The following is a 25,773-nucleotide window of genomic DNA, read 5'->3' as shown; positions in this document are numbered from 1 at the left end:
AAGTCGGCCATAATGAGTCACTCGACGGGACACATGGGATCGCTCACAATTCGCCGTCGATGATACGAAGGAAGCCAATGTCCGAGAATGACTTTGATACCACCCTCGACGAACTCGTCGGCCGCTCTGTCGATAGGCTTCTCAAAGCCGATACCTTCGATCAAGCTGCGTTTGGCGCTCTGATAGATCATCTGTGGCGGAAAGCTGAAAGACTTCAGCACGAACATTGCTTGTCAAAGCAAATTCTGCGCACAATTCGGTCAGCCATCGCGGCTATAAGGAGCCGGGCGGAATATATGCAAGTCGTGCGAGGTCAGCTTCATTTGGCGAACGAATTCGAACTGATGCTCGACCGATTGATCGAAGGAGAAACGAGATCATCTAGGGTACCGGGCGTTCCTCGAGTCATTTGATCCGACCAACTGAACGTCTGCTCCTGGGAAATGTAAAGGGCCGCATTGGGTCGAAAGCAGACTGTGGACACGTTGATCACAGGTTCGATTCCTGTCGGGGGGACCAGCCACATAAAGCTTTCAGGGTTTGCCGTGACACGTTTGTGTCAAATCTGGCAAGCAATCCTACGCTTTCGGCGCGGGTGCACAGAAGAGCGACTCCGACCCCGGCAACACAATGAACGATCTTGCCTCGTCTGTGCTTCGTGAGCCTAGCCAGTCATCGTACTCGTCGGGCAGAACGATCACGACCGAACGCTTCTCGCTCCCCGGCTTGTGAAATCGCTTCATCAACGGGTGATGATCCGCGTTGAGCGTGAGCATCGTGAATGAAAGCCTGGGACCGCCGTCGCCTTCCCACTCTCGCCAAATACCAGCTATCGCGAAGGGCTCGCCGCTTGCCATGCCAATGGCCCAGCGTACCGCCTTACCCGTCTCGTAATCCGGCTCATAGAAAACCTGCGCCGGGATCAGACAAAGCTGCTGCTTTTTCCAGGCGCCGCTAAAGCTCCGCTTCTCCCCTACCGTCTCGGCACGAGCATTCATCGTGTCGAACACCTTCACGCCCTGCGGGATCTTCTCGCGCGGCACCATGCCGAACGACGCCAAGTCCGAGCGCCGCCCCTCACCGTCCCTGCGAATAATCGGTGCGAAATAGTCCTTGTAGACCTCGTCGCGCCATTCACCCCCAGGAGCAGTGACACCGTACATATCACTGAACAGCTGCCTATCAGGTACGCGGTAGTTCGTGCACATATGTTCGCTCCGACGCCTGGAGTGTCTACTTCGCCGTGTCAGTTGGCATCAACGTCCAAAGGGATTTCAAGCGTTTGCCCCTTCTTGGGCATTACCTGATCCATCATCTTCAGGAACTTGTTCCACCCCCAACCATTCGCGATAGACAATCGCTGAATTGTGAGAACTGACTGCATATGAGCTGCAAGCATAGGATCACCAACCTGCGGACTCAGCCATTGGTGAAGTTTGTTTGTTCTCGTACCCGAATCGTTCATTGGGCTCTTCTCAATCAGTGCCTTTGTCAAGCCATTCGCCATGCGGTCATAAATCAAGTCAGTTGTGTACTTCGCCACAACGCTGTATCGATTTGTTTGCATGCCCGGCCAAACCCAACCGCGAAGTTTGTAAATGTTCTCGTAGAACTCGTCCGGAAATTTCTTGACCCACACTGCAAGGTCCTTTTGGATGAGCTTTTCGAGATACGCCTGAAGCGCATCTTGGGGGCGTTCGGACTGATAGCCCGTCGCCTCATCGACAAGGGCAACGATACCCACTCGCGCAAAGGCCCGAATCAGCGTATCCGCAAACTGCGCATAGCGCTTTTCATGTTCGGTGACCAAGAGACCAAGGTCGCGACTTTGGAGCAATGCCTCGCAAAGATCCTGAAGAACCGCTGCTTCGAATCCGTCACTGGTTTCCCCTACTCGGGGACTCCCACCAGTGAATTTGATTGGCTCAGAGATGGCCAGGAGTAAACCATTGTTTTCGTAGGAGTTTACGGCCTTCATTGCCCGAATTCGGCCAACACCTTGGCCACGTCCCTTCATGCCAATTGCAGCGGTAAGGCCCCGGCCGGAAATTACGCGACGGCCGTCATCCAGCACGAAACACGGAATCTCCGTTTCACCAATCTTCAGCATGCCCTTATGCGTAGCAACGGGCGACGCAGGTGCCTTGTGTCGTGCTGCTGCGGCTTTCTTTGCAATTTCCGTTCGCTGAGAACTGGTCAACGCCTTCGCGCGGGCGTTGCCGCCGGCGCTTTTGCCATTGTTCTTCGGCGCATTCTTCGATTCGCTCGTCACCGCAAGCTCCTTGTTAGAAAGTGCTTGCATTATTTGCAGCGAGATCAAAATTTGCAAGAAGAATTTCTCTTTATGCTTGCAATAATCTTTATACAATCATTTTTTACTGTGTTTTTGTACAGTATTTTGTGATAGTTTACCTCCCCGAAAGTGCACTACAGGGGAGATCGCCATGGACATCCGCATCATCCGCGCGCGAGGCCGCGTGGATTACGCTCGCGCACTCGGTGAGGTTGATGAGGTAGACCGGCGCTTTCAGGGCGATACGACGGCCAGCTACAACCATGTTCCCGGTGAACTGTGTGCTTTGGCTATGCGGCGGCCAGAAAGCGGCCTGAGTATCAACGGCGCCCGCTGGGGTTTTGCGCCCGACAATGACATAGGTAAGCGATATGGCCCGCAGCCGTTCGCCCAGGTCGAGACGGCCATGGACAAGCCGTATTTCAGCGAGGCGTGGCTGCACCATCGGTATCTGGTGTGCGCTTGCGGCTGGACGATCGTTCGCAACAGAGGGACAGAAAGGGAAGCATGGCACGTCCGGCCGCGCGATGGCGAGCCAGTGTTCCTGCTCGCACTGGGTGCGCCGGTTCACTGGTCTGCCGTCGACGGCTTTTCAGTGCTCGTCGCACCAGCCCCCGGCAAACTGGCAGAGCTTGCGCCGCGGGTACCGGTCACGATGCCCGGCTCACTTGCGCGGTTCTGGATGGACCCGGGGCTAACGCCGCACGAGCGAACCACGCTCGCCAGCCGGACAATGATGGGGAATGCGTTCGAATGGTCGCGGGTCACGCAGCATGCGATGAACCCGGATATGGACGGCCCCGCCCTACTGCTGCGGGCACCGAAGATGGGCGAGCGCGTACATGGGTACAACGCTGACGAGTGGTGGGAAAAGCCGAAGGGAAAGCGATAACCGCTCACGTGTGAGCGCAAAAGCAACTTTGTGCGCGCCTGGTGAGCGAATGCGGCAGGTTTCGATCGACGACCATAGAGGCCAGCACTTAGGACCGACCGGCCTCACGCGCCTCAATAGCCGCTATCGCGTAACGAGCCGAAAGCTTCACGTCACGTTTTCTGGACTTTAGGTTTTTCTCAAGCGAAGGGATAGACTTACGCGTGCCAATTTTGTTGAGAGTGGAGTGGCAACAGGCTGCATCATAGGGATCTAATGTGGTCGCCAGAATATCAAGCAACCTATCTTCCACCTCGGCCCTGTGACAGCCCGCTAGCGAGCCTATTGCAGAACGCCTTACGAGCCAACGAGCATCATTGAGGTGCTGAAACAGTGGCGTTACGTCGACGCTTTCAGGCTTCGGAATATCAGCGAGTCGGTCAAGTATGCCCGCCAGTGCGTACTTATCATGCTCTTTGGATGAATATTCAATGAGGAGAGATGCACACTTTTCACTTGAACAGTTCTTTCCGATCTTGCCGATAATGAAGTAGGCAGCAGAGCGCTGTTCCTTTCTAGGCTTCTGAGCCAGATATGCATCGATCTCTACAACTAGCGATTCGTCGTCGAGTTTTTCCGCTTCGCGAAGAGCGTGCCAAGAGATTGAATCGTCCGAGTTGACCAACGGCTCACGCACTGCAATCCGTTGGATTAGATCAACGAGTTCCTGCCGCATCACCATACCCCGCAAGGACGTAGTTGAAATTAGAACAGTCGGCCAGATGAACTGGTGTCTGACTCTATAAGCCAAATTGTCATCCAACAAGGCCCCGGTGTCGATGGTCTGCTCTTTTCTCACTACATCGCCGACACTAGGTGATGCCGACGAATAGCTGCATATGTGATAACTCTGTTTTACTCATTATGCAGTTATCGCACGCCCCTCTCGCAATCAAATCAATCCCGCTTCGTCACCGATCGAAGTAGCGCCTGCTGACGATCTCGACACTCTCCCCCTTGGCGCTGAAGATCGAGCGCAAATTGCCGAAGGTCAGCGAGCGTCGGACCCGACGGCTGTTCGAGCACCGGCGGGCATGGCTGTGCCATTGGCAATGGCCGCGTTGTCACGGTAGAGGCGCATCCAGTCGTCACCAGTGCGGCAATCAACAATATCAGGCGTCGCATTCTTGGCGGCCTCCACAGTCTTCGTAATGGTTCGGTACTGGACTTCTTTCTTGTCCTTGGCTTCGAGGTACATGCCGAAGGCAGCCTCGGCATTCTCTTGCCACGCTTGCACCTCTTTGGCCTGCTCAGCCCTCTGGTCGTCAATCCCGGTCGACCGTCCTTTGAGATAGCCAGCACTGCACGCAAGCGCGATCGCTAGAATAAAAGCCCCCCACAGACGCGGGTCGATCCAACTCACAGGGCACCTCCAGCTTTCACGTACTGCTGAATCAGCGGCTCGATCGCGTGTTCGACCTGACCATATCCAGCACCAGGCAGACTCGCCCAGATGTTTCGGCACTTGGATATCGCCACTTCGATCTGTCCGGCTTTGATGTCCGGCAGCGCGCCACGCTCGCGGATCTGTTGAATAGCAATCTTGTCCTGGCTGATCGGCGAGAAGTCGGGCAACCCCAGCTGCTTCTTGTACACGTCGAAGTACCGCGAGAGCAGTTGGTACCGGCCCGCGGCCGTCGACCAGACATTGAAGCGTTTGATCCACACTGATTTTCGCGGGTGGTCGGCGTAGCTCGGGAATAATCCGCCGCCGACCAAAACGTTGTACCCATCATCCGAGCCTGCGATGCGCGAGGTGAATTCCGACCATGCGAGCATGTCGAGGAAAGCGCAGACGTTTTGGCCGCCTGCCGTTGTTGGGTCAATACGTGTCATCCCGCCCTCCCTTGTTATGCCAGTAGACCTTGCGAACCATCATCCAAATACCAACCACAGCCATGCCCACCAGCATCAAGATTTCGGGGCCATCGATCGCTTCGCGCATCCAGATGGGCTTGGAAAGATTGATGGCCGCGGAAAGGCCGATCATGGCAAAGCCAAACGTGCCCCAAAAGCCTGTCGGAAGAGCGTCACTGAGTGAGATCCAAATACTGGCGGCGAGAACGATGATGTTTGCCGCGATAAACAAACAAACCAAAAGCGTGATCATTTCTCCAGCCCTCCGAAAAATCGCCGCTTGAGAGCCCCGATAAAGTCGGCATCGTTGATTTCCTTGAACACTTCTTTCGCTACCGCGAGGCCGAACAACCCCAACAGAAAGCCAAGCGCTTGCTGCGCGCCGGCATCCGTGATCGCGAAATACACCACCACCAATGGGCTGATGTAGTACGACATCGCCGCGCCGGCCGCGAACGACATCGCCTTTTGCTTTCGTGTCAGCCCTTCACCGATGAACCGAAGTGCAATCAGCGAGCCCACGGCCCCCGGTAGCACCTTCACCACCACAGCCAAAGCGGCCGCTGCTGCGCTCGATGTGGGTTCTGCCATTGATTTGTCCTTTGGGCGCCCCCGCGCCCTGCCCCGGAAATGAAAAAGCCACCCGAAGGTGGCTGGCGATCACAGATTGCTCACGTCGATCAGAATGCCCCCGTAGTCGAGCGCAGACTGGTAGTCATATTGGAAATTTGGAGGGTTTGGTGAACTCGGCCCGAAACGCCAATTGAAGGTGGAGAACGTCGCCACACCGTTGCCGGTCATCCATCCACCAAAGCCGATGTTTCCTCGCCATGCCCCCGAGAGCACGCTACCGTTGAATTGCGTCGAAGGCGTACGAATCGCCCCAACCCCGATGCGGCCACCACCAGGCGAGAACGTCGCCGAGAAGCTCGTCGCTGCCGCATAGTTGTACTGGCCGTAATCCGGCCCTGCTCCGATCACGTTGCCTGCTACCACCTGGCGAATCAGCGGGTACTTCATGTTCGAACTGGCTACTGGGCGGCCGGTGCCACCCGGTTGCCCAACACCGTCATAGACAATCATGCCCCACCCGGAACCCGCAACTACCACGTTTGAAGAGAACACGTAGTACGTTACCGAAACGGCTGCCAAGGCCATCAGTCGTGTTTGCCACATGTTCGGGCCGACGCTGGCCGTCGAGATGACTACAACAGGAATTCCGCTCGTGTTCTCCATTACAAACAGGGGGTCGGGCGCTGTGTAGCTCACGTCGGCAACGTAACATGTGCCGTAAACATTTCCCGCGCCGGAGCCGCCTAGAAACAAAGACTGCTCTGAGAGCGTTACCGCCCCCTTCAATGCCAGCGAGTAGTTCGCATACGTGCCGTCGATCTGCAATATGCCGCCATCGTTCTCAGCGACAAATCCGTATTCCACTAGCGAACCCCATAAGTAATGTAGCCAGCCATCGTGACCTGATTTCCCTGCGGCTCCGGGTAGTACCACGAGAGCGTTTTGCCCGAGATCGAGATGCGCGGAAATCGGCGAAATGATCTGACGTCGTAGAAGAGCTGCTGTAGGTGAAACGAAGCGAACGCTTCACCCGAGGCTAGCGCGTCATGTTGAAGGCTTCCCGAGGTTCCATTAACGTATACCGATCCGAGGACTCGACCTACCCGCGAAGAAAGCCGCAACACCGGTTCGCCGTTCGGGCCATTCAGTTCCAGCCCAGCCAACTCCAGTCCCGCCAACATCAGAGTTTCCCCAACTTCACACGTAGGACGCCGTTCTCGTCGTACACGTACAGGCCATTCGGCGAGAGCACCACCCGGCCACCGCCATTGACGCCATTCATATACAGGCTGCCGCCCTTATCTAACCGCCACCCTGACACCCCCTCTTGGTAGTTGTTTGACTGGATGTAGTCGCCAATCATGGCGTTGGTGATCCGACCGGTGCCAATAATCGCCTGGCTAATGAACGTCTGGCCGTTCTCGATCACGAACGGGGTACTCACCGTTCCGTTGATCAGATTGATGAATCCGAAGCGATCGGCTGTGAAGAGGATCTGGCTTTGAATGGGGCCGTTGTCGTTACTTACACCGATACCGATGCCAGCGCCGTAATAAAGTCCCCCCGCCGTCACGCCAACTTTCATTTGGAACGAAGCCGAGACCTTGCCGTCGAGCGCGACGAGCGCCTGAGCCGTTGTTTGAACCTGTGCAGACGTGGTGTCGAGCGTCGCCTGCACGTTGTCGACGCGAATTCCAAGCGCCATGTCCGCCGTCGCTCGCGCCGACTGCTCAGACCACACGCCCGCAAAAGCAGTCGTCGCACCAGCGTAATCTCCGGTCGATCCGGCCATCGGTGGATTCAGTTGCGCGTACACCCCATCGATGCGGGTTGCCATCGCGGAATCAGCGTCGGCGCGCGCTGTTGCCTCTGCTGTAACGGCCGCGGTGTTGCCAGCCACGCCCGCCACAACGGTATCGATGCGTTGGCCGAGCGCAGTATCGCCGTTGGCTCGTGCCGTTGCCTCTTGCTGAATAGCCGCAGCGTTGCCACCCACACCCGCAGTGACGGTGTCAATCCGCTGCCCTAGCGACGCATCCGCTTCTTGCCGCGCCGACTGCTCACTGCTCACCGCGGCCTGCCGTGCTTCAGCCTCTTCGAGAACCCGTTGATTGACCGATCCCGCTACGCCCGGCGGTGCATCGATAAGGTCGATGCGGCTGGCCAAATCCTGCGCAAGCTGTGTGGAACCGATCTTGCCGGCAAGGTAGTCGAGGATCTCACCAGCATCATCACTCGACTGCCCTTGAACACCGGCGCCAGTCGGATAAAACTCACCGATATTCCCGCTCTTGTCGACGAGACGCGCCCAAAAAAATAGCCGCACTCCGGCGGCCATTCCCATGATCGTGTTGGTGTTCTGTGGATATGCAAAATCCGCCAACTTGATCGCATCAGCTCGGTCGCTTGTCTGACTACACCAAACCTCGGTGCGCTCGACATCAAGCGCTCCCGTAGGAAATCCCCAATCTTGGCGAATACCAAAGACGATGCCAGTTGTGACAAACCTGGTGACGGTAGGTGGAGGAGTCGTCTTTCCGGAGAGCTCCGTGGCCACCGAGTAAGCTGGGATCGACGGCGTATCGAGGGCGCTAATGGCCGTGACGCGGGAAACATACGTGCCCGCAAACAACCCCGGAATTTCAATGCTTTGTGATCCGGTGCGCCCAGCCTTCACCCACTCGCTGTTATCGCGCCGCCATTCAACGTCGTAGGCGACTGCCTTGTCAGCTGTTGTCCACTTAATGACGCCTGTGGTCGTCGCGAATCCTTGCGAGATGACCGAATAGGAATCCCACATTACGCCAGATGGCGGGGCTTGCACTGACGGTGGGATGACGCTGATTGGTCGCTGCTGCAAGCGCGTGCCACTGTCGATCGCGTCGTACTTATCGGGGTTGTGCTGAAGCGCAGTAATCGACCAAGTAAGACCATCACCTTGCGAAATGCTGAGCACGCGGAAAAGCTGCGATTTGAGGTTGGCGCTCTCAACAGTCCATACCGACTCAGCGCGAACAGCCTCCGTCCAATTAGCAGAAACCGTTACCGCGTTCCCGCTGACAGACTGCACTGTGCGTGTCTGCCGCGTACCGCTGGGAAGAATTACCGTCAGCGAATCACCATGGGTGATCTGATCCGCTTTGTCGAGCACCACCGTCACCCCAATCGCCGACGCGACACGACCACCTATACGGCGCCCAGCACGGGAGGCATCAGCAACGCTGATCACGCTGCCCGGCGATACCATCGCCTCTTCCAAGCCGACCGAAAACGAAATCGTTTCCGTTTCAATACGGCTAGTCAGCAGGGTCCAGTGCCCCACGCGCTGCGCCTGCCCCTGACTCGTGCAGCCAAACGCCGTAGTTTCGGTTTGCTGAATCCCATAACGGGCAATGCCGTCCTGATCCTCAACGTACTCGACCTTTGCCTTATAGAAGTCGGCAGGATCATTCCACGAGACGAGGGCAACCGTCTTGCGAGCCTTCCAACTGCTACCCGCATACTTAAACGTCCCGTCGATTACATTCGCATTCGTGAAACTGTAGACAGGATCGCTAGGCATGTCGGCCACGGCAATCACGTTGCCATTAGACCAGTACGCCATACCCCGAAAGACCGACGCGATATCCTGCAAAATTTTGTAGGCATCGGTGCGCGACTGAACGTAGCTATTGCAGGTAAATCGAGGCTCTTGCCCACCCTTTCCGTCATCGACAAGTTCGTCGCAGTACTGGGCAATCAGGTACAACGACCATTTGTCGACCTGTGCGGGCGTAACGCGATGCCCGAGGCCAAAGCGTTCGTTTAAGACATAGTCGTAGAAAACCCATGCAGGGTTATCTGTCCATGCCGACTTAAATGAGCCGTCCCACGTTCCAGCATACGTGCGCGTCTGGGGGTCATAATTTGATGGGACTCGCGCGAGTCGCATCCGCATATCAGCCGATATCGTCGGAATTCGATTGAACTGACGGGCGTCAACCTGAACCCCCAAAAGCGCTGTGGTCGGGTACCTAAGCTTTGCATCGATAATCTCGGTGAAGCTCTCAACGGTGGTCGTATCGTTAACCGTGCTGCTGTTCGCATTTGGAGTGATGCGCCGAACTCGAATTACCCACCCGGAAACCGCGTGGGGCAAGTTGATTCGATGATTACGCTGATATTTCGAAGTGGTCTTTCCATCGAAAGCCGTTGCGGCGATCGGCTCAAACGAGCCGCCGTCCGTCGAAAGCTCCACCACATACTCGATTCGATAGCCGGTGATATCGCCGTTGCTAGTGTTTGCCTGGGAAAGGGCAGGCACCGCGAGCGTGACCCGTACCGCAGAAAGCTGCAAATTGGTAAAGCTGCGAGCCCACGGTATTGCCGAGGTAAGAGCGGCTCCAACAGACGTCTCGTTCTCGACCTCAGGGAAACCTTCGATGTACGGTTGATCCTGTGTTCCCGGGCGGAAATCGACGGTGACGTTTTGGAAGTTAGATGACCCATCCGGATTGAGAATTGGCGTGCCGTCGATGAATACACTTTGCATGCCATTTACTAAGCCACCGAACTCCCCTTCTCCGAGCGCAATCAGAATTCTTGCGTACGAGATGTTGTGGAGACTGTCGGGGCTCTCCACGGGAGAGCGATTTTCTCCGCCACTTTTGCCTCCGCCGCCGTAACCGATGATGTGTTTCATGGGCTCCACAAATGCAAAACCCCGCACAAGGCGGGGTTATTGGGTACTGCTGTTGATTCGGCAATTACATTTGGTCTTCGGCGTAGATTCCCGCAGAAATGACTGGGCCACCGATGATCATTCGACCGTGGCCCGTAGGAACAGGATTGCCCTGCGCCTGGGTGTTCACTGGTCCGTTGAAGTTGTAGCTTGCGCCGTTGTCCGGACTGTCCTTCGCCGACAAGCCAGATTGTTGAGGCGATAAGAGTTGGACGACGCCCCCAAGTGCTAAGGAAGCTCCTGTCATCCCAAGAAAAGTAGATGCACCAGACCATGCGACTGCGTTCAAACCGGGGATGAAAGACGCGGCAATGAGCGCCGCCCCAAGCACTACCTGGAGCAAACCCCCACGCTTCGAACCTCGCAGCACCGGCGCAATGCGAATGTCGTCTTTACCTGGAGGAAAGGACAATTCGCTTTGACTGATATTCCGCTTGCCAATGAACAGCGCGTACGCCACACCGTTCCGACGGCTGTCGATCAGCTCCTTCTCAAAGCCCTTGAACTGCACACACATCGCTCGGATCGCCTCGGCCGCGTTTGATACGACAAACCTATGCACTCGTCCAAATCGCGCTCCTAAGCTTCCATAAAGGCGGATCGTCCTTAAGCGTTCATTCATAGCGGCAGACATAAAAAAACCCCGCCTAAGCGGGGTTAGTCATCAAAAAATGGCCCTTACACACACGCCTTCACGCCTCTTAGCATCTTTTCATTGCCAAACCAGGAGCGGCTGAAGAAAGACACCTTCGATCCATTTGAGTCCGGGGTTGCCTCAAAAACGGCGTAATAGTAGCCGGGGTCCCCGACCGCGATCTCAACACCATCTCCAAGTGGTGAATACCGGAAGTCGACATCATTTGAGCGCCACTGTGACGCGACGCAACCGCCTACGTTCGCCGGCTTCTTACTGGATGCCGCCGTGAAATCCGGCGCTCTCTGCTTGACGTCCTGAATGCTCGTGCATCCGCCGAATACCAAAACAGACAGCGCGCCGATAGACATAGCCACACGCATTTCGGCTCCCTAACTGGTCAAAAGCCGAATATTACCCGAACAGGTCCTTGTGCCTTAGAACGCAACGTGTGATCTCGCGCCAGTAGCCACCGTACACTTCACGGGTCGACAGGCGCCCGTGCATATGATGCAGCATCAGGCCGTCGCCAAGATAGACGGCCGCGTGATTGGGCACAGTTGAGCGACGCTGCATCAGGATCACGTCGCCCTCTTTCGCAGGCTCGTCCTGATTCAGATGGACGAAACCGGCTTTCGGGTACCCCTCCATGTAGAGGTTTTCGCCCTGTGCCCACCAATCGTCGCGCCGCTCGAAATCCGGTAACTCAATTTTCAATTCGCGGGCGTAAAAATCACGAACTAGTGACCAGCAGTCGAGTACCCCGTGTGCGAATGATCGCCCAACTAGCGGGGCTTGAAACCCGCTTGGCTCCATCGTGCGGAAGTCATCCGCCGGCCACGAAAGAATGTGCCACGGCAGGCCAGTCGCCTCGCAACTCACCAGATCGGCTTCGCTCGGCGTTGCCGGTGCGTCGGGATGTGAGTGCACTACGGCAACCACGTCCCCCACGTCTTCGGCCGCCGCGTAATCCTCCGGTGACATGACGAAATGTTCAGTTCCCTGCGCGAGATTCCGGCAACGCATGTACCGCTCGCGCCCCCTTCGAACTACGATGAGGCCGCAGGCTTCACGGGGATACTCCGCTTCCGCGTGTTCGCGGATAGCCTTAAGCGTTAGTTCTTTCATCAGCTCGTACGGACCAGGTCGGCCGCCGGGAAGCCGCCGTAGGGCAACTCGTTGTTCTCGCCGAAGCGACATTTGCACGACGAAACGCGGCCGCCGCACCGATCGCGCGTTGGATCGGCCACGGGGTTGTCGTCCTTGTCGAAATAGGCCGTGCCGGTGTAGCCGCAGTGGGGCCCGCGATAGCCACCGATCGTCAGCCAGATACAAACATTGGCGATGATCTGGCGGCGCGGCAACTGCTCGCCGTTGAAATCGAGCGCGCTTGCCAGTTCGAAGGTCACTGCCTCGTTTGTCTCTTCCGTCTTCTGGTTGATGTACCAAAGCTCGGGCGGGAACTGCTCGTCGGGGTCCGCCGTCGGATTGCCCTCAGGGAAATTGCGGGCGTCGAGGTACTGGCCCAATGTCCGCAGGCGCGAAACCTTCGCACCGACCATGTCGTCCAGATACAGGCACAAAGCGGTGATTGAGCCGTCCACGTTGCCTACTGACAAAGTCGGTGTCGGCTGTTGGCTATCGCCGCTGCGAGCGAAACCCTCGACCTCAATCGGCCAAGGTAAGTACTCGTTTCCCTGCCACCAGATTGAACCAGCCTGCATGTATCCGTGGAATCGCAGAACGTCGCCTGACTGGGCTGTCGCGTCCAATTCAAACATCTCGATCAGCGCACCAGGCTCAAGCGTCTGAATATCGGAATAAATGCTCATTCGCCGGTCTCATGACCCGCTTGGCCTTCACTCGGCATCATCCGCTCAAGTGCCTCAATTCGCCCGACCAGGCTTCCAATCGTTTTTTCCGCCGCCTCAAGACGCCGAACCGTGGCCTGCAAGCCGACAGTCGTGTAAACGACTAGTCCGACGTAGTTCATTCGCTGATACCGAGCCACGGGCTTGCCATCGATGTCTGGAGCGGCCTCTACTGCGTCCTTGGTTCCCTGCACGAGCAGCGGAAATGCCTCACTCACTTCATGAGCTAACCCACCAGGCAAGCGCCCACCGTCCGGGTCAAAAATGGACGTGTATTCGACGCCTCTGAAGCGCATGACCCGCTCAAGGACGTCGTCAGGATCCAACTCGATCACGTCCGTCTTCAGCCGATAGTCCGAGCCTTGACTCAATGTACCCAGGATCGAAAGCGATCCTGTGGGCGTAAGGTACATTCGTGCCGCACCACTGGCGCTCCCTCCGCCGTCGGTTCTGGCCCAATACAGATTGCCAGCAGGATCCATAAAGTTACCCAGGGCTGTCGACCCGGGAATATGAAACTCCAGCATCGGGCCACTGGATGATTTGATCTGCCAGCGAGGGTTGATCGCGTTGTCGAGAGCTCCGCTACCCATCACGACTTTATCGACGCCGCCACCAGGATTCGCGGGCATCTTGCCCGCGACGGCGGTATCGACGGCAGTGAACTTCTCGGATATGTCCGTCGAGTTCTGATTAGTCTTTGCGAACGCAGAACGAACGGTATCGCCGTCTCCCCCCGTAGGAGTGGAGCCGAGATTGATTTGCTGGAGGTTCATTTTCGGTTTTTTTCGTCGATATGAAGAAACGGGACGGCCTAGATCACGGCGCGAACGTCTGGTCGAACGTCGCCGAGATCGTATAAATGTCCCCGTCCTTCACTGGCCCGGAGTACTTCTCGCAGACGAAAAGCGCCTGCTCCCGTAAGGGGGGCTTCCAGAAAAACGACTTGCTGCCTGCGTGGGCGTCGAGGAAAGCCAGAATCGCCGAAATCTTCGACTCCGTCCCGACGAAAGTTAGTTGGTAGCTTGACGCTCTATTGTTCAGCCCGTTATTGGCCCGCTGCTCATAGCCGTCACCAAACTTAGCTTTGAGCACTGAAAAGGTGGTATCGCCGGACGAATTCGTGCGAGGGGACCAGATGAACGTATCGGTCATGCCAGCCGCCCGTATTTCATCTGCGACGCATAACCACCCTGCCCCCGCATCTTCTTGTCCATGCGCTCATCGATCCAACCCTGGACTGCTCGCTTCAGATCTCGCGCGTCCGTACTGTCAAAGCCCCCTGGACCACCACCGGTTGCCTGCACGTTCAGATCCACGTTCGTGTAGTTCTGCACCTGTGTGCCGCTTCCCACGTCGATCGACGCACGAACCCCCAATGAGCCATCAGCCCCGCGCTTGAGCGGCATGATTGCTTCCTCCCCGGCTTCGCCGAAGAGGGCCATGGGTGCGAGGGTGGGTTGATTGACTACCTGATTGGTGAATGTGCCGCCCTTGGCAAAGGCGTGCACGACGGAGCCGCTTGCAAACACGTTGCCCTTCGCACTGGGCATCGTGAACATGCCGGTACCACCTAAGCCCGACGAGAACGAACCGCTATACGATCCAGCCAGCCCTGCGTTGACACTGCTCGACGAATACCCACCGCCAAACATGCTGCCCAAGTAGCCAGTCAACGCGCCAAATACTGGTGATGCCGCCGCGCGAATCGACATTTTTATCAGCTCTTGCGCGAACGCCGAACCGATATCCGCGATGCGCATCTTGGTGCCAGTGGCCCACTTGGCAGCGGCGTCCGTCAACCCTTCGTAGACATTCGAAAAGCTAGTGCCGACCTGGTCCGCGACGTTGAGCGCCTTGTCGTTGAAGTTCTCCCAAGCGCGCCGGGCACCGTTGAGCCAGTTCCCTTGTGCGGCGCGAATACGGTCGGTGGCGTCATACTCCATCGCCACTCGTTTATCGTAGAAGTCTTGTAAAGCCTTCAACTCCGCGTCGTACTGACTCGGGTCGATGCGATTCTCGATACGCGAGCGCGTCAGGTCCGATAGCTTCTGGTCGTATTCCTTAGCCGCAGCGGTAAGTCGCGAGAACTGGTCGCGAGCCGTATCGCCCATGCCGATCGAATCGACGCTTTGCGTGATCGCGTCGCGCCGCGTTTGCAGGGACTTGTCGAGCGACGTCACGTAAGCCTGAAGGTCCCGGGCTTGCTTCTGCTGAAGGGCAGCGGAATCGTCCGCAAACTTACGGTCGTTCTCGGCGAGCTTTTGCCGAATCTGAGTCTCTTCGCCCGCGTACTTTTGGTATGCCGCGAGTTGCTTCTTGCCCTTCGCCAGCTCTTCCTGCTGCTGAACAATGCCCAACTGCTTCGTCAGCGACTGCTGCCGAGCGTCGTGTTCCAGTTGCAATTGGTCCTGCAACGACACCAGTCCCTGCTCTCGAAGACTCTTGATGTGCGTGAGATTCGACTTCAGCGAATCCTCTTCGGCCTTGTACTGCTGCTGCAAGGCTTCGAGGCGTGCGTTTAGCGCGTTCTGCGCGTCCGATTCGCCTTTCTTGTCCGTGTATTGCTCGATGATCCCCTTCCGGGTCGCAGCAAGCGCTTTAGGATCAAGCTCGGGGCTGTTCGGGTTCGCCGTCCGAAGGTCAGAAATATGACGGTCAAACTGATCGAGAGCGTTCTGGCGCGCGTAGCCCTTGTCGTATTGCAGCCGCTGCTTGTGCAAGGCGTCAGTCGCGGCAATGCCTGCCTGAGCCTCGCGCGCGCGGCGTGCATTGCCTTCGGCAAGGCGCTGTTCTTCGATGTTGAGCGATTGGAGCGAAGCGATTTGCTTGTCGATGCTGGCGATGCGCTCTCGCGCCATCTCGCCACCGCCACCCGAACGCTTTGCCATCGACTCAAGATCGCGCCGCTCGTTGAGAAGGGTATCGATCTTGTCGGTGTTCGTGGGGCCGGTGCTGAAACCCTGCTTCAGCTGCGCCCAGGTCTTTGAAATCTCGAGACGAAAATCCCGCCACGCTTTTGCTGCGGTGCCGAGCTTGTCGGTGGCATCCGTTACAAGTTGCCGATGGAGTGCTTCGGAGACGACGCGAACCGCGTCGGACACCTTGCCCGCCTCTTCAAGGGATCGGACGTACTCATACGTCGCCGTATCCATGAAGTGCATACTGCGATTGTGCTCGGCAGCCCACTTCGCAACGCCATCGGGCATCTTGGCGTAATCGGCCACAATATCTTCGAGCTTCGCGCCGGTCAGGTCGGACAGCTTGACGACGTCCTCCCCCAGCGTCTGCAAGCTCTGTCCGGTGAACTTGCCGGTGTAGATCAGCTCTTGGAGAGCGTCATGCGCCGCGCCGATCCCGGACTTGGTGCCCTGCGCGATACCTAGCGTCATCGCGTTGAAGGCGTCGCGAGTCACACCTGCGGCATTTCCGGTCAGTTGCAGAGACTTTGCAAATGCCTCCGCCTCGTTCTTTCCCTGATACGCCGCAAGCGCAAATGCGCCGATGAAAGCGCCGACGAGCCCGACCGTGACGCCGGTCGCGGACATAATGGCTCCCAACGCATCCGTGCGCTCACCGAGTACGAGAAGCGATCCACCGAAGTTCTTCCAGGCACCAGTAGAGGCTTCGTGTGCCAGCACCATCATTTCTTTTCGCGCCGCGGCCGACGCGAAATTCATTTCATGCGCCCCGTTCTCGGCCTTCTTCATGGCCGCGATCATTGGCGCCGCCGAATCCGCGACACCGAGCTGGGCCGCGCGCATCTCCATCCATGCAGCCTTGCCTTGCGAGACGGTCACGGACTGGCGTTCGAGCGACGCCATGAAGCTGCGAATCGACGATTCGCTAGCCCTAGCCCCTGACGTTGCCGCGTCCGACATGCCCTTAAACGCCGCGCTCGTCTTTGCGCCGGACGCCGTGGCCGTGGCCTCAAGCTGCTTTACCGACTGAGCGCCTTCGGCCATGCCAGCCTTAAGGCCCGTGGTATTCGCCTCGACGGCGATTACGGCCTTTCCGATCAGGTCACTCATTGCGATGTCATTGAAAAAGCCCGCGTACAGCGGGCGTTAATGGGATTTGGGCGAGATACCGAAAATCGCGGCGCGGATGAGGTCCGATTGCGCCTTTGGATCGGCAAGCTGAACCGGCTCGTCTGGTGACGTGTCTGGTGACTCAGTCCACGGCAAGAAGTCGAGAAGGCCGTAAGGCTCGGGCCGCTGTTTTCGATCCCGATTTATGTTCGCCAGCATTGACACCACCGCACCGGTCCGCAGATCCTCAACAGGGCTGCCGAAATTCTCGATGCTGGCGTACGCCAACCACTCGGCAAACTCAGCGGAATCAATCTCCCGCTGAGCCTGCCGAACGCTCATTCCGAGGTGGAGGGCGAGGCGGAACCAGAATCGCCGCTCGGGGCGGCTACGGAGTTTTTTTCCGCGCTCTCCTGAGCGGCCCGACCGATGCCATTCAATAGCGCGGCCTCATTGGCGAGCATGTCGAGAATGTCTTTTTTCTTGTCGCGCAGCGCTTCGACGTCTTCCACCGTGAAAACCTGCTTGCCGTCGAGACCAACGATCGTCGCCGCGAGGAGGTTCGCTTCGAACTCCCCGAGACTGCCCGTGCCGCGCTCACGCGAAGAGTGAAATGCGTCGCGCTCAGCGCCAGACATAACCGCAAGTCGAACGGCACCGCCCCACTGGGGCACCGATACGTCCTTGGTCTTGCGGTCGTCCGCCGTCAGAATCTGCTCTTTTGAAAGTACGTTCACGGAGCCTCCGTCCACGTCACGTCACCGCTGATACGCGTGTTGACCGTACCGGTGAGCACCGCGTCGACACCGCCTTGAAGCGGCGTGCTCTTTACCAGGCCATTCCACGTCGCAACTTGACCGTCCGGCAGCGTGAGCTTGAACAGATGCATTGCACTGCTGGCCCGCGCAGCTTCGAGCACAATTTGGCCGGGATCCGTGCGGTTGATGTTCAGATCGAAGTTGAAATTGCCGTTGTCACGCAGGCCGAGCAGGTATTCCTTCGACGTGCTGTCCAAGTCGGTCGTGTCGATTTCCGACGACTGGCCGTCAAAGCCAGTGAACGACTTGAAGCCTTTGATGCGCGTGTACGTCGGCGTGGCGCCCAGAGGCGCGATTTCGAGCTTGCTGCCCTGAGCCGAGATTGCCGGGGATGGCATAGCTGTTCTCCTGATGTATCAAGGGGTGAACCAAAAAGAAATATCGAGGCGCTCGCCGTACCAGTTGGTATCGGACTCATGCAACCCCACGGGTGCGCCAATGGACACACCCTTCAGTTCGTCGTCGCAGACGGTCGTCATCACCTGCCGCATGACCGTCGCCGCTTCCTTCGCGGTCTCCGCCCACACAACGAACTGCACGCGCGCGTTCATGCGCTCGGCAAGACCTTCTAGTGAGCTCGCGTCCTGCCCGCCAACTTTTTGAAAAACTGCAAATGGGCGTGCCGTGTTGGCTGGCGCTGTGGCGTTGAATATCCGACCACCAGCAACCCCGGCCAGCGCGCCCGTGATGAGTGGCTCGATCATTTGCCGCGCGCCTCGTGAATTTCCATCAACTTCTCTTTGAGCCTGTTGCGCATAGCATCAACGGCATCGGTCTTGCGCGCTTCCCAAGCCGGTCGGATGAACGGCCGTGCGGCGACCCAATGCTTACCTACCGAGTTGGCTCGGTGAGACTTCCACCTCACGCCCTTCGGTTTCGGTGGCACATACCAGTGTCCGAACTCAACCATCGGGCCGTAGAAGGCGACGTCGTTTCGGCCGTCACCCTTCTTCCCGCCCCGGATGCTGACGTAATACATCTTGCTCGTCTCTGTCGAGCGCTCTTCGATGAACTTAAGGTAGAGCGCGCGACCGAGGTTTCCGGTTTCGCCTTGCGGGGCGCGAAGTGCGGCTTCGTCACGTAGAATCGTCCCGCCAGCGACAGCCGCAGACCGTAGCGCGGACTCGGCCAGATCGTCGGCGAGCTTCAAGAGCGCCGCGGCAGACTCGCTGAAACCGCTCGTCTTCCAATCAACCGCCATCGCCTTGACCGGAGACGCAAACGAGGTCCGTGTACTCCCGGCCGGCGTAGTCGGGCAACGGCTTCTCGATGTTGAAAATCTCGTCGTCCACCGGCTGACCGGCGACGTACTTGATCAGGACCGCACGCATTCCGTTGTCGATGTCGGTGCGGTAACGCACGCGAATGCTCACGGCCGCCGCGCCGACCGGCATATCAGATTTGATGGCTTCTGAGCCTGACGACACACGGACGTTGCACCAAAGCACCGGCCCGATCGGCACCCAGCCGTCGGACGGTTGGCCGAAATCATCCTTCCCGGCGCCCCGACGTTCGATCCGCACTTGCCGAGTGAGAGTTCCGGAGCGCATCACACCCCCGGAATGATTCGGTGAGGCCGCAAGAGCGATTTCGCGTTGAACGGCAGTTCAGCGACGGTCCCAATGCTCGAATCCTCACGGTTCATGTACAACTCAGCGGTCGTCTTCAGGATGGCCGCCTTAATCGCTGCATTCACCACCATCGGGTTCTCACCGGCCGTACCGGCCGTAACGGCGGCCTGCAACGCGGCGTCGGTCTCGAAGACTTGACGATTCAGATAGTCGATAGCGGACTGTGTAGCGCCGTCGAGCGCCATTTGCACGACGTCGTCATCAGCACCGAGGTCCTGTTTAACGAACTTCGTCGCAAGTTCGATGGAAACCAACGGCACCTTTTACTCTCCGGCCCCGTTCAGCAGTTCGAGCAATTCCGCCTTGCTCGCGCTTGCCTTGTACTCGACACCCTTGGCATCCAGCGCTGCCTTGATTTGTGCGGCAGTCATTTCCTCGGGCGCCAGCGACTCGTCGCCGAGCGCTCCAAGCTCCCGCGCGCCAGCTTCCAGTTCCGGCGGGCATTCGTCGCCAGCTTCGAACGTGGTCGGATAAATGTCGCCGTCCAGCACCCCCAGAAACGCCTTGATCAGCTTTGCCATGTCTTCCTCGCAAAATGAGAAGGGCTCCCGAAGGAGCCCCCGATCTCCTGCATGCTGCTCGCGATTAAGCCGAAGCGGCGACTTTAAGCGCTCGCATCGGTTCGGGATTCAGCAGGCCGCCGCCGACGCGCTTCGTCGTGTAAAACAGCACGTAAGGCTTGTTCGTGTACGGGTCGCGCAGCACACGCACGCCGATGCGATCGACGATGAGATACGTCTGCTTGAAATCACCGAAGAGGATCGGCGTCGAGTTCGCGGCAACGTCTGGCATATCGGGCACTTCGCTCACCGGATAGCCCGCAAGAGTGGCCGGCTGCCCCGCGACGAACGACGGCTGCCACAGGTAATTGCCCTGACCGTCTTTGAGCTTTCGAACCAGACGTTGCGTGTTTCGGTTCATCGTGAAACGTGCGTTACCGGTGAAGGCGCTCGGCAGGTCGTAAATCAGGTCGATCAAGCCATCCGACGTGATGGACGCTGCGCCGCCACTGTTCACGACGCTGATCGCGCCGAACGGGTGCACGGCGGCATTCGCTCCGCCAGCAACATACGTCAGGATGCCCGTCGGCTTATTCGTGCCGTCCCCCGAGAGGAAGGCGAGCCCTTCCTGCTTCGCGAACTGGGTCTGCACCTCGTTCGCCAGCCACGTTTCTAGATCGATCTCGCTATCGTCGAGAATCTGCTGCGTTGCGGCGGGGTTGGCGTAGATCTCACCGGACGTGAACGTCAGCGGCTTGAAAGTGGCCGTATTCGTTTGCGGGCGTGCCGCCGTCTCACCAACCCAGCCGCTACCGGTACCCCCCATGTTGAACAGCTTCGAGAACCCCGCCTTCGAGACCGACTGCACCTGCGCGAGTTGGCGCATGGGCGAGATCAGAACAAGTTTGTCGGTGATGGTGCGATCCCACTCGATCGGCGTCAGGTAGCCGCCTTCAGCGTCGGCGCCCTTATTCAGCGCCGCGCTAACGTCACCCTTCTTCACGTGCGCCTTGAAGGCGTCCGTGTATTCCGCATCGCGCAGCTTCGCACTGCCGCCGGCGCCACCCATTTCAAGCGCGGCCATCTTCACGCTGTGTTCGTCCAGCGCCTTCTGGAACGAATCCAGATCCGCACCGATCTTATCGACCTTGGCGGTAATGTCCGATGCCGGCAGCCCAGCCTTCATGGCATCGAGTTGCTTCGTGTGCTCGGCCTTGAATGCCTCGAACGCGCGGTTGACGCCTTCGACGAGTGCTTTAACTTCGGTGTCAGCGCGCACAGACATGATGCCGCGCGGCACGGGTGCGAAGGTTCCGGCCAGGGCCGCCGTGAGGGCGGAAATCATTCGTTGCTTGCTCATGGACTTATCCTTGAAGAGCGTTGATGAGGTTTTGCAGAGAGGCTGCAACGTCTTCGCCAGCGCCCGGCATGGCGGTTCCAGCGGCAGCGCCCGGCGTGCCGTCGAAAAGGGTTTTGATGGCGTCACGACGAGCGCCGCGCGAATAACCAGCGCGCGCCATCGACGCCTCAATGAGTGCAAGCGCCTTGCGGCCACTCGCGTTCGTGTCTTTGGCGACCTTCGCACTATCGAGCAGGCCAGTTGCAAAGCCATCGTCGACGGCCTGTTGCGCGCCGATCCACGTTTCCTTGTCCATCAACGTGGCAGCTTCGTCCTGCGAGATGCCCGCGCGCTGCGCATAAACCTTCGCCATGGCTGCGTCGAACGGCGCCAGTACCTCGGCGGCCTGCGCGATGTCGTGCCGGTTGCCGATTGCAACCGTCCATGCGTTGTGGATCATCAGGAAGGCGCCATCACCCATCAGGATCTCGTCGCCCGCCATCGCAATCACTGAAGCCGCCGACGCGGCAATGCCCATCACGTTCACCGTGACCTTGGCCTTGTGCTCGCGCAGCAGGTTGTAAATCGCAACGCCTTCGAAGAAGTCACCGCCAGGCGAATTCACGTTGACCGTGAGGTCGCGCGCACCGATGTTTCGCAGCGCTGCACTGATGCGCTTCGCCGTGATGCCGGTGCCTTCCCAGTTGTCGCCGATCGAGTCGTAGATCGAGATCGACGCAGAGTCGTCGCCGGCCGCAGCGTGCACGCCCGGCTCCCAACGCTCCAGCGCATCGGGCCGCACGTCGTATTGCGCGCTGTTGAGCCGGTGATCGGCTCGGATTTCAGGCAGTTTGAGGAGGCTCATTGCCGCTCACCTTGGGTTGCTGTGTCATCGGATTGCGAAGCTGGTCAGCCTGCGGGTCGTTCGACTTCGGCAGGTCGGATATCTCACGCACCTCGTTTTGCGACATCCACGGCGATTGGCCGCCGGCGCCCAGCGCCTTCGAAAAGAACGTCGCCTGGTCGTTGAGCGTGCCGCGCAGCAGCGCGCCTTCGTTGAACTTGAACTGGATCGCGTCGAGCAGCGCATCGGGGATAAACAGCCGCGCGGCGGCCTGCTCCCACGCGACGAACCACGGCGCGAGTGTGTACTGAATGAAGAAAATCGCGAGCTGCTCGATACCGCTGCCCCAGCTCGTGTCGTCCATCATCAGAAGCGGGCGCGGCACGCCGTAGGTGCGGGCCACTTCTTCGATCTGGTGATTGCGCGTCTCGATCTGCTGCGCCGACACGGCTGTCGAGGTGAATTGCTTCGCCTGAGCGCCTTCTTCAGCGAGCATCCATCGGCCGGCATTCTCCGACCCGCTGTAGTCTTCGTTCAGAGACTCCTTCATCCGCTTGTACGCGGTGTCGGAAAGCTCTTTCGGAACCTCGATTACGCCGCCGGCCATGACACCGGTGCGGAACGTGCGCGACGCGGCACGCTCCGCCTGCTCTGCAAGTTCAAGCGCTTCGCGCGAAAGCTTTGGTCGCGACAGGCCGTTCACCCCATCCAATGACAGATCGCGCAGGTGGAACACCTCACGCGCAGGCAGCGTGATCTGGTTTCCACCCGGCGAGGTGTAGTCGTAGACCATCTGCCACGTGTCGGCCAGGCGCGGTTTGATCGACCCACGATCCATCGGGATCAACATGACGGGCCGGTCTCCCGACCAGATGACGCGGGCGAACGACTGGCCGTCGAGCATCGCGCGAAGTTGCAGCAGACTCTTGAACTCCAGGGGCGTCTGCCAGCTATTCGGGCGGTACTTAAGTAGCCGGTGCGCTGGGTTGCCTTTCTGGACCTGCTTGGTGTCGTTGCTGGCGATCAGGTTGAGCGGCAACATGCCGATCGACTGCGAAATCAGCGTGCAGCAACGAAGCACCGCCGTGTTCCTGAGCGCATGCGCCTCTCGCGCAGCGACGCCACCGTTCAACTCACCTCGGCGGATGTATTCGAGCAGGCGAGGATCATCAAGCCCCGTGAACACGGCATCGCCAGTAGGCAGTGCGGATTTGATAGTCGGTTCCTGGCGACGTGACTGGGCCTCCGGCGCACTATCGCGACGGAAACGTTCGAAGAAACCCATTCACACCTCAGAGGAACCGGATACCACGCGACTCATACACAGACGGCCCTTGAGCCGGTGGATTGAGCGCCATGAGTGATACCGCGTTGAAGAGAGCCATCAGCGGGTCGATCTTCCCCGTCCCGCTGACCTGCTTTGTTATGTTTACCGCGTTCCCCACTGGCACGACCCGGGCATTGCCCACGCACCAGGCCATCAAGCGCTGACCGCCGTGCATTAGCATGCCGTCGGACGTCTGCGCTCCATCGGGCACTCGGCGACCGCTGGCAGCCGCGATACGCCGTTCTGCCGTTTTGATCGCGCCAGACAGCTTCCAGCCTTGGGAAATGCCGATTACCTTTTCTTCAGGGATACCTGCCTCAGCAAGTGCATCCAGCACACCGCCGATGCCGGCCGGGTCCGCACCAACCATATCGAGCAACCCAGCTTTATAGATGGTGGATACGATCTCTGCGACGTCAGCGACATCATCGCCAATCTGCTCAACGATGGTCAGATCACCGTCGCGTTCGAAGTCACGCAAGCGATCAGCGATTTCCTTGCGCCGCTCGAAAACCGATGGATGCGCCCATGCGTGAGTCCACGCGAGCCAATTCCGCGTACCACGCTCGCGACCGACGGCTGCGCCGCCGAGCAAGTCGTCAAGGCCACCACCGTCGATTCCGACGTCGATAACCTCACAACGGGAGATCAACTCGTCAAGGGATACGTGCGGCGCCAGCGCCGCCGCCTCCCAAAATTCGGCGCCTGCCCACCGATCGCTTCGAAGCGCGAGACCGATTTCGACGTTTGCATGCTTGGCTAGGAAACCCCGGAAGGACTCCTCGCCGCCTTCTTGCGCCTTACGAAACTCGCGGAGCAAGAACGCTTCGTCGACCGAGTAACCCAGGTTCGGATTGACCATCCCAAGGTTTTCAGCGAGCAGGTGTTCCTTTCGCCTCACCATCTCGGGCGGGTGTTCGTAGATCACGGGCACGAAACACGGATCGTGGATTTTCCCATCGCGCACGTCACGCGCGTAACGCAGTTTCTGCGCGAACACGCCGGCTGGCGGGTCGTCCGATTGCGTCGTCAGGTAGATCACAAACCCTTCCGGGCGCGAGGCCAAGCCGCCAATCGCTTCGCGCAGCATGTTCTCGGCGTTCGGCTGCTTGCCGAATAGCCACACCTCATCAACCAAGGTGCCTACGCTCTTCTTGCCGCCGACCGTATTCGAATCGGCTGCGACCACCTTGAGCGTGGCACCCATGGTTCGATGGGTGATGGTCTTAACGTGCGCCTGGACCTGGAACAGGTCATCAAGCTCTTCCTCATGCTTGACCATGTCCCGGCTGGGCGCAAAGCTGTTGTTCGCGACCTCGATCGTCGGGGCCAGAATCGCAAATTCGGCGGACATCCGCCAGTTTAGAATCATGGCCGTCATCATGATCCCGGCCGCCAACGTCGACTTCGAGTTCTTCTTCGGCAGGCAGACGAACCACTCAGTGATCAGCCGCCGACCGCTGTCGGCGTCATACGCGCCGAAGATCGAGGCGACCAGGTCAAACACCCACTGCGCCGACGATTCACCAAACGTCGGGCTGCCAGGCGCATCGACAATCTTCAATTCTTTGAACACGCCAAGCGCTTGCTCGGCTTGCTCGGGAAAGATCGGCGGCGGAATGATCGACTGCCCCGCCTTGAGCCGTTCGGCCCAATCGAGACACGCTGTCGACCATTCCATGTGCTATTTCCTGTTGACCAATTTCAGCGGCGGTGCCAGTGCACCGAATTTGCTGGCCGCCTTCTGCGCCCGATTGGCTTGATCGTCCTTTTTTCCGCCCTCTCCCTTCTTGGCATAGAGGAACGGTAGCGCCGCCGTCGCGGCGCGGACCTGAATCATCGTTGCGTCGACGCGACCAAGCGCGATGTCTTGAATCAACGTCAGCATGTCCCGATCGTCGAGCCGGACCGGTGTCGCCTTCGTGCGCTTCAGTGCGCCGCCGTGTGCCTGCGGCTCCAGCTCTTCCTTCTTTGCGGTCCGTCTCGGCGCGACCGGTTTCGGTTGAGCGTCGGTCTTCGGCTTCCGACCGGCTCCGGGTCGGGCGCCGCCGCGACCACCTGCTGTTTGATTCTTTGCAGGTTTGATTTCGTCGGTTTGCGGCTTAGGTTTACGACCGGCACCCGGTCGCGAACCCCCGCGCCCACTGGGTTTACCAGCCATTTGAATTTCCCTGTTTGATTTCCGAGAAGTGTTTAAACGGCGATTTTTTCTGCGCGTGCGGGAACGGTCGGTCTAGGCACCGCGGACGCTCAGACTTTTGACGCCCCCTCCCTATTGGGAGCGCTCGGCGCGCTGCTTTTCACTATCGTGATGCAGTTTGCAAAGCGTCTGGATGTTGGTCGGGTCGAGCCTGAGCAGGTCATTGCCACGGTGAGGCACGATGTGATCGCCGATATTGCCTAA

At 58.6% G+C, this 25,773-nt stretch carries 32 protein-coding genes; 3 read left to right on the top strand and 29 right to left on the bottom strand.

The window, feature by feature from the left end; translation table 11 throughout:
* The first annotated feature begins 77 nt into the window (after window positions 1–77).
* Window positions 78–413, top strand: coding sequence for a hypothetical protein (locus tag PPN31114_RS26285; protein WP_217426904.1), 336 nt, complete (start codon window positions 78–80; stop codon window positions 411–413).
* A 165-nt stretch (window positions 414–578) separates the two neighbouring features.
* Here the strand turns inward: PPN31114_RS26285 and PPN31114_RS01310 are convergent, their stop codons facing one another.
* Both PPN31114_RS01310 and PPN31114_RS01305 read right to left on the bottom strand, forming a co-directional pair.
* A complete protein-coding gene (locus tag PPN31114_RS01310) occupies window positions 579–1,208 on the bottom strand; it encodes an SOS response-associated peptidase (protein ID WP_150677703.1) in 630 nt (209 codons plus the stop codon).
* 38 nt (window positions 1,209–1,246) lie between these two features.
* A complete protein-coding gene (locus PPN31114_RS01305) occupies window positions 1,247–2,368 on the bottom strand; it encodes a P63C domain-containing protein (protein WP_150677702.1) in 1,122 nt (373 codons plus the stop codon).
* 76 nt (window positions 2,369–2,444) lie between these two features.
* On the opposite strand from PPN31114_RS01305, the gene PPN31114_RS01300 reads away from it, so the two are divergent.
* Window positions 2,445–3,185: an SOS response-associated peptidase family protein gene (locus PPN31114_RS01300; RefSeq protein WP_150677701.1), complete on the top strand. Its 741-nt coding sequence runs from the start codon at window positions 2,445–2,447 to the stop codon at window positions 3,183–3,185.
* Window positions 3,186–3,273: 88 nt separating this feature from the next.
* On the opposite strand, the gene PPN31114_RS01295 is transcribed toward PPN31114_RS01300, so the two are convergent.
* The 14 genes from PPN31114_RS01295 to PPN31114_RS01230 all read right to left on the bottom strand — a co-directional run bounded on the left by PPN31114_RS01295 (window position 3,274) and on the right by PPN31114_RS01230 (window position 16,703).
* Entirely contained in the window at window positions 3,274–4,023 is a 750-nt protein-coding gene (locus tag PPN31114_RS01295) for a HEAT repeat domain-containing protein (protein WP_150677700.1), read from the bottom strand.
* Window positions 4,024–4,215: 192 nt separating this feature from the next.
* On the bottom strand, window positions 4,216–4,587 hold the full coding sequence (locus PPN31114_RS01290) for a hypothetical protein (protein ID WP_150677699.1): 372 nt from the start codon (window positions 4,585–4,587) through the stop codon (window positions 4,216–4,218).
* A complete protein-coding gene (locus PPN31114_RS01285; protein ID WP_150677698.1) occupies window positions 4,584–5,060 on the bottom strand; it encodes a glycoside hydrolase family 24 protein in 477 nt (158 codons plus the stop codon). Before PPN31114_RS01285 ends, PPN31114_RS01290 begins: the two co-directional genes overlap by 4 nt.
* The gene (locus tag PPN31114_RS01280; RefSeq protein WP_246182354.1) at window positions 5,047–5,334 is read right to left on the bottom strand and encodes a holin; all 288 of its coding nucleotides are present in this window, start codon (window positions 5,332–5,334) and stop codon (window positions 5,047–5,049) included. Before PPN31114_RS01280 ends, PPN31114_RS01285 begins: the two co-directional genes overlap by 14 nt.
* Window positions 5,331–5,672, bottom strand: coding sequence for a holin (locus PPN31114_RS01275; RefSeq protein WP_150677697.1), 342 nt, complete (start codon window positions 5,670–5,672; stop codon window positions 5,331–5,333). Before PPN31114_RS01275 ends, PPN31114_RS01280 begins: the two co-directional genes overlap by 4 nt.
* Before the next feature lie 69 nt (window positions 5,673–5,741).
* On the bottom strand, window positions 5,742–6,518 hold the full coding sequence (locus PPN31114_RS01270) for a hypothetical protein (protein WP_150677696.1): 777 nt from the start codon (window positions 6,516–6,518) through the stop codon (window positions 5,742–5,744).
* A gap of 316 nt (window positions 6,519–6,834) precedes the next feature.
* A complete protein-coding gene (locus PPN31114_RS01265; protein ID WP_150677695.1) occupies window positions 6,835–10,335 on the bottom strand; it encodes a TipJ family phage tail tip protein in 3,501 nt (1,166 codons plus the stop codon).
* Between the two features lie 64 nt (window positions 10,336–10,399).
* Window positions 10,400–10,996, bottom strand: coding sequence for a tail assembly protein (locus PPN31114_RS01260; RefSeq protein ID WP_150679082.1), 597 nt, complete (start codon window positions 10,994–10,996; stop codon window positions 10,400–10,402).
* A gap of 56 nt (window positions 10,997–11,052) precedes the next feature.
* Window positions 11,053–11,385: a hypothetical protein gene (locus tag PPN31114_RS01255; protein ID WP_150677694.1), complete on the bottom strand. Its 333-nt coding sequence runs from the start codon at window positions 11,383–11,385 to the stop codon at window positions 11,053–11,055.
* A 37-nt stretch (window positions 11,386–11,422) separates the two neighbouring features.
* The gene (locus tag PPN31114_RS01250; protein ID WP_150677693.1) at window positions 11,423–12,136 is read right to left on the bottom strand and encodes a C40 family peptidase; all 714 of its coding nucleotides are present in this window, start codon (window positions 12,134–12,136) and stop codon (window positions 11,423–11,425) included.
* Window positions 12,136–12,840, bottom strand: a complete 705-nt coding sequence (locus tag PPN31114_RS01245) for a phage minor tail protein L (protein ID WP_150677692.1) — start codon at window positions 12,838–12,840, stop codon at window positions 12,136–12,138. Before PPN31114_RS01245 ends, PPN31114_RS01250 begins: the two co-directional genes overlap by 1 nt.
* Window positions 12,837–13,655 (bottom strand): tail fiber domain-containing protein, encoded by an 819-nt coding sequence (locus tag PPN31114_RS01240; protein WP_150677691.1) that lies wholly within the window; start codon window positions 13,653–13,655, stop codon window positions 12,837–12,839. Before PPN31114_RS01240 ends, PPN31114_RS01245 begins: the two co-directional genes overlap by 4 nt.
* 43 nt (window positions 13,656–13,698) lie before the next feature.
* Entirely contained in the window at window positions 13,699–14,034 is a 336-nt protein-coding gene (locus tag PPN31114_RS01235) for a phage tail protein (RefSeq protein ID WP_150677690.1), read from the bottom strand.
* Entirely contained in the window at window positions 14,031–16,703 is a 2,673-nt protein-coding gene (locus tag PPN31114_RS01230; protein WP_174987543.1) for a phage tail length tape measure family protein, read from the bottom strand. The genes PPN31114_RS01235 and PPN31114_RS01230 overlap by 4 nt, the downstream gene beginning before the upstream one ends.
* Between PPN31114_RS01230 and PPN31114_RS26500 the strand changes: the two genes are divergently transcribed.
* Window positions 16,702–16,830 carry a hypothetical protein gene (locus tag PPN31114_RS26500; RefSeq protein ID WP_281350935.1) on the top strand — a complete coding sequence of 43 codons (129 nt, stop codon included), beginning with the start codon at window positions 16,702–16,704 and terminating at the stop codon, window positions 16,828–16,830. The genes PPN31114_RS01230 and PPN31114_RS26500 overlap by 2 nt on opposite strands.
* Before the next feature lie 116 nt (window positions 16,831–16,946).
* Here PPN31114_RS26500 and PPN31114_RS01225 read toward each other — a convergent pair whose 3' ends face one another.
* From PPN31114_RS01225 to PPN31114_RS01165, 13 genes are all read right to left on the bottom strand, one after another.
* Window positions 16,947–17,252 carry a phage tail assembly protein T gene (locus PPN31114_RS01225; RefSeq protein ID WP_150677688.1) on the bottom strand — a complete coding sequence of 102 codons (306 nt, stop codon included), beginning with the start codon at window positions 17,250–17,252 and terminating at the stop codon, window positions 16,947–16,949.
* On the bottom strand, window positions 17,249–17,647 hold the full coding sequence (locus tag PPN31114_RS01220; protein ID WP_150677687.1) for a hypothetical protein: 399 nt from the start codon (window positions 17,645–17,647) through the stop codon (window positions 17,249–17,251). The genes PPN31114_RS01225 and PPN31114_RS01220 overlap by 4 nt, the downstream gene beginning before the upstream one ends.
* Window positions 17,644–18,066 carry a phage tail tube protein gene (locus PPN31114_RS01215; RefSeq protein WP_150677686.1) on the bottom strand — a complete coding sequence of 141 codons (423 nt, stop codon included), beginning with the start codon at window positions 18,064–18,066 and terminating at the stop codon, window positions 17,644–17,646. Before PPN31114_RS01215 ends, PPN31114_RS01220 begins: the two co-directional genes overlap by 4 nt.
* Before the next feature lie 18 nt (window positions 18,067–18,084).
* Window positions 18,085–18,432, bottom strand: coding sequence for a DUF3168 domain-containing protein (locus tag PPN31114_RS01210; protein ID WP_150677685.1), 348 nt, complete (start codon window positions 18,430–18,432; stop codon window positions 18,085–18,087).
* Complete coding sequence (locus PPN31114_RS01205; RefSeq protein WP_150677684.1) at window positions 18,429–18,929, bottom strand: HK97-gp10 family putative phage morphogenesis protein; 501 nt, start codon at window positions 18,927–18,929, stop codon at window positions 18,429–18,431. The genes PPN31114_RS01210 and PPN31114_RS01205 overlap by 4 nt, the downstream gene beginning before the upstream one ends.
* Window positions 18,919–19,278: a phage head closure protein gene (locus tag PPN31114_RS01200; RefSeq protein ID WP_150677683.1), complete on the bottom strand. Its 360-nt coding sequence runs from the start codon at window positions 19,276–19,278 to the stop codon at window positions 18,919–18,921. Before PPN31114_RS01200 ends, PPN31114_RS01205 begins: the two co-directional genes overlap by 11 nt.
* Window positions 19,278–19,619 (bottom strand): head-tail connector protein, encoded by a 342-nt coding sequence (locus PPN31114_RS01195; RefSeq protein ID WP_150660132.1) that lies wholly within the window; start codon window positions 19,617–19,619, stop codon window positions 19,278–19,280. The genes PPN31114_RS01200 and PPN31114_RS01195 overlap by 1 nt, the downstream gene beginning before the upstream one ends.
* 3 nt (window positions 19,620–19,622) lie before the next feature.
* Window positions 19,623–19,880 carry a HeH/LEM domain-containing protein gene (locus PPN31114_RS01190; RefSeq protein ID WP_150677682.1) on the bottom strand — a complete coding sequence of 86 codons (258 nt, stop codon included), beginning with the start codon at window positions 19,878–19,880 and terminating at the stop codon, window positions 19,623–19,625.
* 64 nt (window positions 19,881–19,944) lie between these two features.
* A complete protein-coding gene (locus tag PPN31114_RS01185) occupies window positions 19,945–21,219 on the bottom strand; it encodes a phage major capsid protein (RefSeq protein ID WP_150677681.1) in 1,275 nt (424 codons plus the stop codon).
* 4 nt (window positions 21,220–21,223) lie between these two features.
* A complete protein-coding gene (locus tag PPN31114_RS01180) occupies window positions 21,224–22,063 on the bottom strand; it encodes a head maturation protease, ClpP-related (protein WP_150677680.1) in 840 nt (279 codons plus the stop codon).
* Entirely contained in the window at window positions 22,041–23,327 is a 1,287-nt protein-coding gene (locus PPN31114_RS01175; RefSeq protein WP_150677679.1) for a phage portal protein, read from the bottom strand. The genes PPN31114_RS01180 and PPN31114_RS01175 overlap by 23 nt, the downstream gene beginning before the upstream one ends.
* 7 nt (window positions 23,328–23,334) lie before the next feature.
* Complete coding sequence (locus tag PPN31114_RS01170) at window positions 23,335–25,050, bottom strand: terminase large subunit (RefSeq protein WP_150677678.1); 1,716 nt, start codon at window positions 25,048–25,050, stop codon at window positions 23,335–23,337.
* A gap of 3 nt (window positions 25,051–25,053) precedes the next feature.
* On the bottom strand, window positions 25,054–25,530 hold the full coding sequence (locus tag PPN31114_RS01165; protein ID WP_150677677.1) for a hypothetical protein: 477 nt from the start codon (window positions 25,528–25,530) through the stop codon (window positions 25,054–25,056).
* Window positions 25,531–25,773: the final 243 nt, after the last annotated feature.

The sequence above is a fragment of the Pandoraea pneumonica genome (assembly GCF_902459645.1).
GTDB lineage: Bacteria > Pseudomonadota > Gammaproteobacteria > Burkholderiales > Burkholderiaceae > Pandoraea > Pandoraea pneumonica.
The sequence above is the reverse complement of the archived record's forward strand: the minus strand, read 5'-3'. Positions and strand labels throughout refer to the sequence as shown.

What these genes read in the sequence shown, in the direction of transcription:
- PPN31114_RS26285 (WP_217426904.1), top strand. Translation starts at nt 78, where the DNA reads ATGTCCGAGAATGACTTTGATACCACCCTCGACGAACTCGTCGGCCGC.
- PPN31114_RS01310 (WP_150677703.1), bottom strand. Translation starts at nt 1,208, where the DNA reads ATGTGCACGAACTACCGCGTACCTGATAGGCAGCTGTTCAGTGATATG.
- PPN31114_RS01300 (WP_150677701.1), top strand. Translation starts at nt 2,445, where the DNA reads ATGGACATCCGCATCATCCGCGCGCGAGGCCGCGTGGATTACGCTCGC.
- PPN31114_RS01285 (WP_150677698.1), bottom strand. Translation starts at nt 5,060, where the DNA reads ATGACACGTATTGACCCAACAACGGCAGGCGGCCAAAACGTCTGCGCT.
- PPN31114_RS01280 (WP_246182354.1), bottom strand. Translation starts at nt 5,334, where the DNA reads ATGATCACGCTTTTGGTTTGTTTGTTTATCGCGGCAAACATCATCGTT.
- PPN31114_RS01275 (WP_150677697.1), bottom strand. Translation starts at nt 5,672, where the DNA reads ATGGCAGAACCCACATCGAGCGCAGCAGCGGCCGCTTTGGCTGTGGTG.
- PPN31114_RS01265 (WP_150677695.1), bottom strand. Translation starts at nt 10,335, where the DNA reads ATGAAACACATCATCGGTTACGGCGGCGGAGGCAAAAGTGGCGGAGAA.
- PPN31114_RS01260 (WP_150679082.1), bottom strand. Translation starts at nt 10,996, where the DNA reads ATGAATGAACGCTTAAGGACGATCCGCCTTTATGGAAGCTTAGGAGCG.
- PPN31114_RS01250 (WP_150677693.1), bottom strand. Translation starts at nt 12,136, where the DNA reads ATGAAAGAACTAACGCTTAAGGCTATCCGCGAACACGCGGAAGCGGAG.
- PPN31114_RS01245 (WP_150677692.1), bottom strand. Translation starts at nt 12,840, where the DNA reads ATGAGCATTTATTCCGATATTCAGACGCTTGAGCCTGGTGCGCTGATC.
- PPN31114_RS01240 (WP_150677691.1), bottom strand. Translation starts at nt 13,655, where the DNA reads ATGAACCTCCAGCAAATCAATCTCGGCTCCACTCCTACGGGGGGAGAC.
- PPN31114_RS01235 (WP_150677690.1), bottom strand. Translation starts at nt 14,034, where the DNA reads ATGACCGATACGTTCATCTGGTCCCCTCGCACGAATTCGTCCGGCGAT.
- PPN31114_RS26500 (WP_281350935.1), top strand. Translation starts at nt 16,702, where the DNA reads ATGAAGCTGCGAATCGACGATTCGCTAGCCCTAGCCCCTGACGTTGCC.
- PPN31114_RS01230 (WP_174987543.1), bottom strand. Translation starts at nt 16,703, where the DNA reads ATGGCGTCGCTCGAACGCCAGTCCGTGACCGTCTCGCAAGGCAAGGCT.
- PPN31114_RS01225 (WP_150677688.1), bottom strand. Translation starts at nt 17,252, where the DNA reads ATGAGCGTTCGGCAGGCTCAGCGGGAGATTGATTCCGCTGAGTTTGCC.
- PPN31114_RS01215 (WP_150677686.1), bottom strand. Translation starts at nt 18,066, where the DNA reads ATGCCATCCCCGGCAATCTCGGCTCAGGGCAGCAAGCTCGAAATCGCG.
- PPN31114_RS01210 (WP_150677685.1), bottom strand. Translation starts at nt 18,432, where the DNA reads ATGATCGAGCCACTCATCACGGGCGCGCTGGCCGGGGTTGCTGGTGGT.
- PPN31114_RS01205 (WP_150677684.1), bottom strand. Translation starts at nt 18,929, where the DNA reads ATGGCGGTTGATTGGAAGACGAGCGGTTTCAGCGAGTCTGCCGCGGCG.
- PPN31114_RS01200 (WP_150677683.1), bottom strand. Translation starts at nt 19,278, where the DNA reads ATGCGCTCCGGAACTCTCACTCGGCAAGTGCGGATCGAACGTCGGGGC.
- PPN31114_RS01190 (WP_150677682.1), bottom strand. Translation starts at nt 19,880, where the DNA reads ATGGCAAAGCTGATCAAGGCGTTTCTGGGGGTGCTGGACGGCGACATT.
- PPN31114_RS01185 (WP_150677681.1), bottom strand. Translation starts at nt 21,219, where the DNA reads ATGAGCAAGCAACGAATGATTTCCGCCCTCACGGCGGCCCTGGCCGGA.
- PPN31114_RS01180 (WP_150677680.1), bottom strand. Translation starts at nt 22,063, where the DNA reads ATGAGCCTCCTCAAACTGCCTGAAATCCGAGCCGATCACCGGCTCAAC.
- PPN31114_RS01175 (WP_150677679.1), bottom strand. Translation starts at nt 23,327, where the DNA reads ATGGGTTTCTTCGAACGTTTCCGTCGCGATAGTGCGCCGGAGGCCCAG.
- PPN31114_RS01170 (WP_150677678.1), bottom strand. Translation starts at nt 25,050, where the DNA reads ATGGAATGGTCGACAGCGTGTCTCGATTGGGCCGAACGGCTCAAGGCG.
- PPN31114_RS01165 (WP_150677677.1), bottom strand. Translation starts at nt 25,530, where the DNA reads ATGGCTGGTAAACCCAGTGGGCGCGGGGGTTCGCGACCGGGTGCCGGT.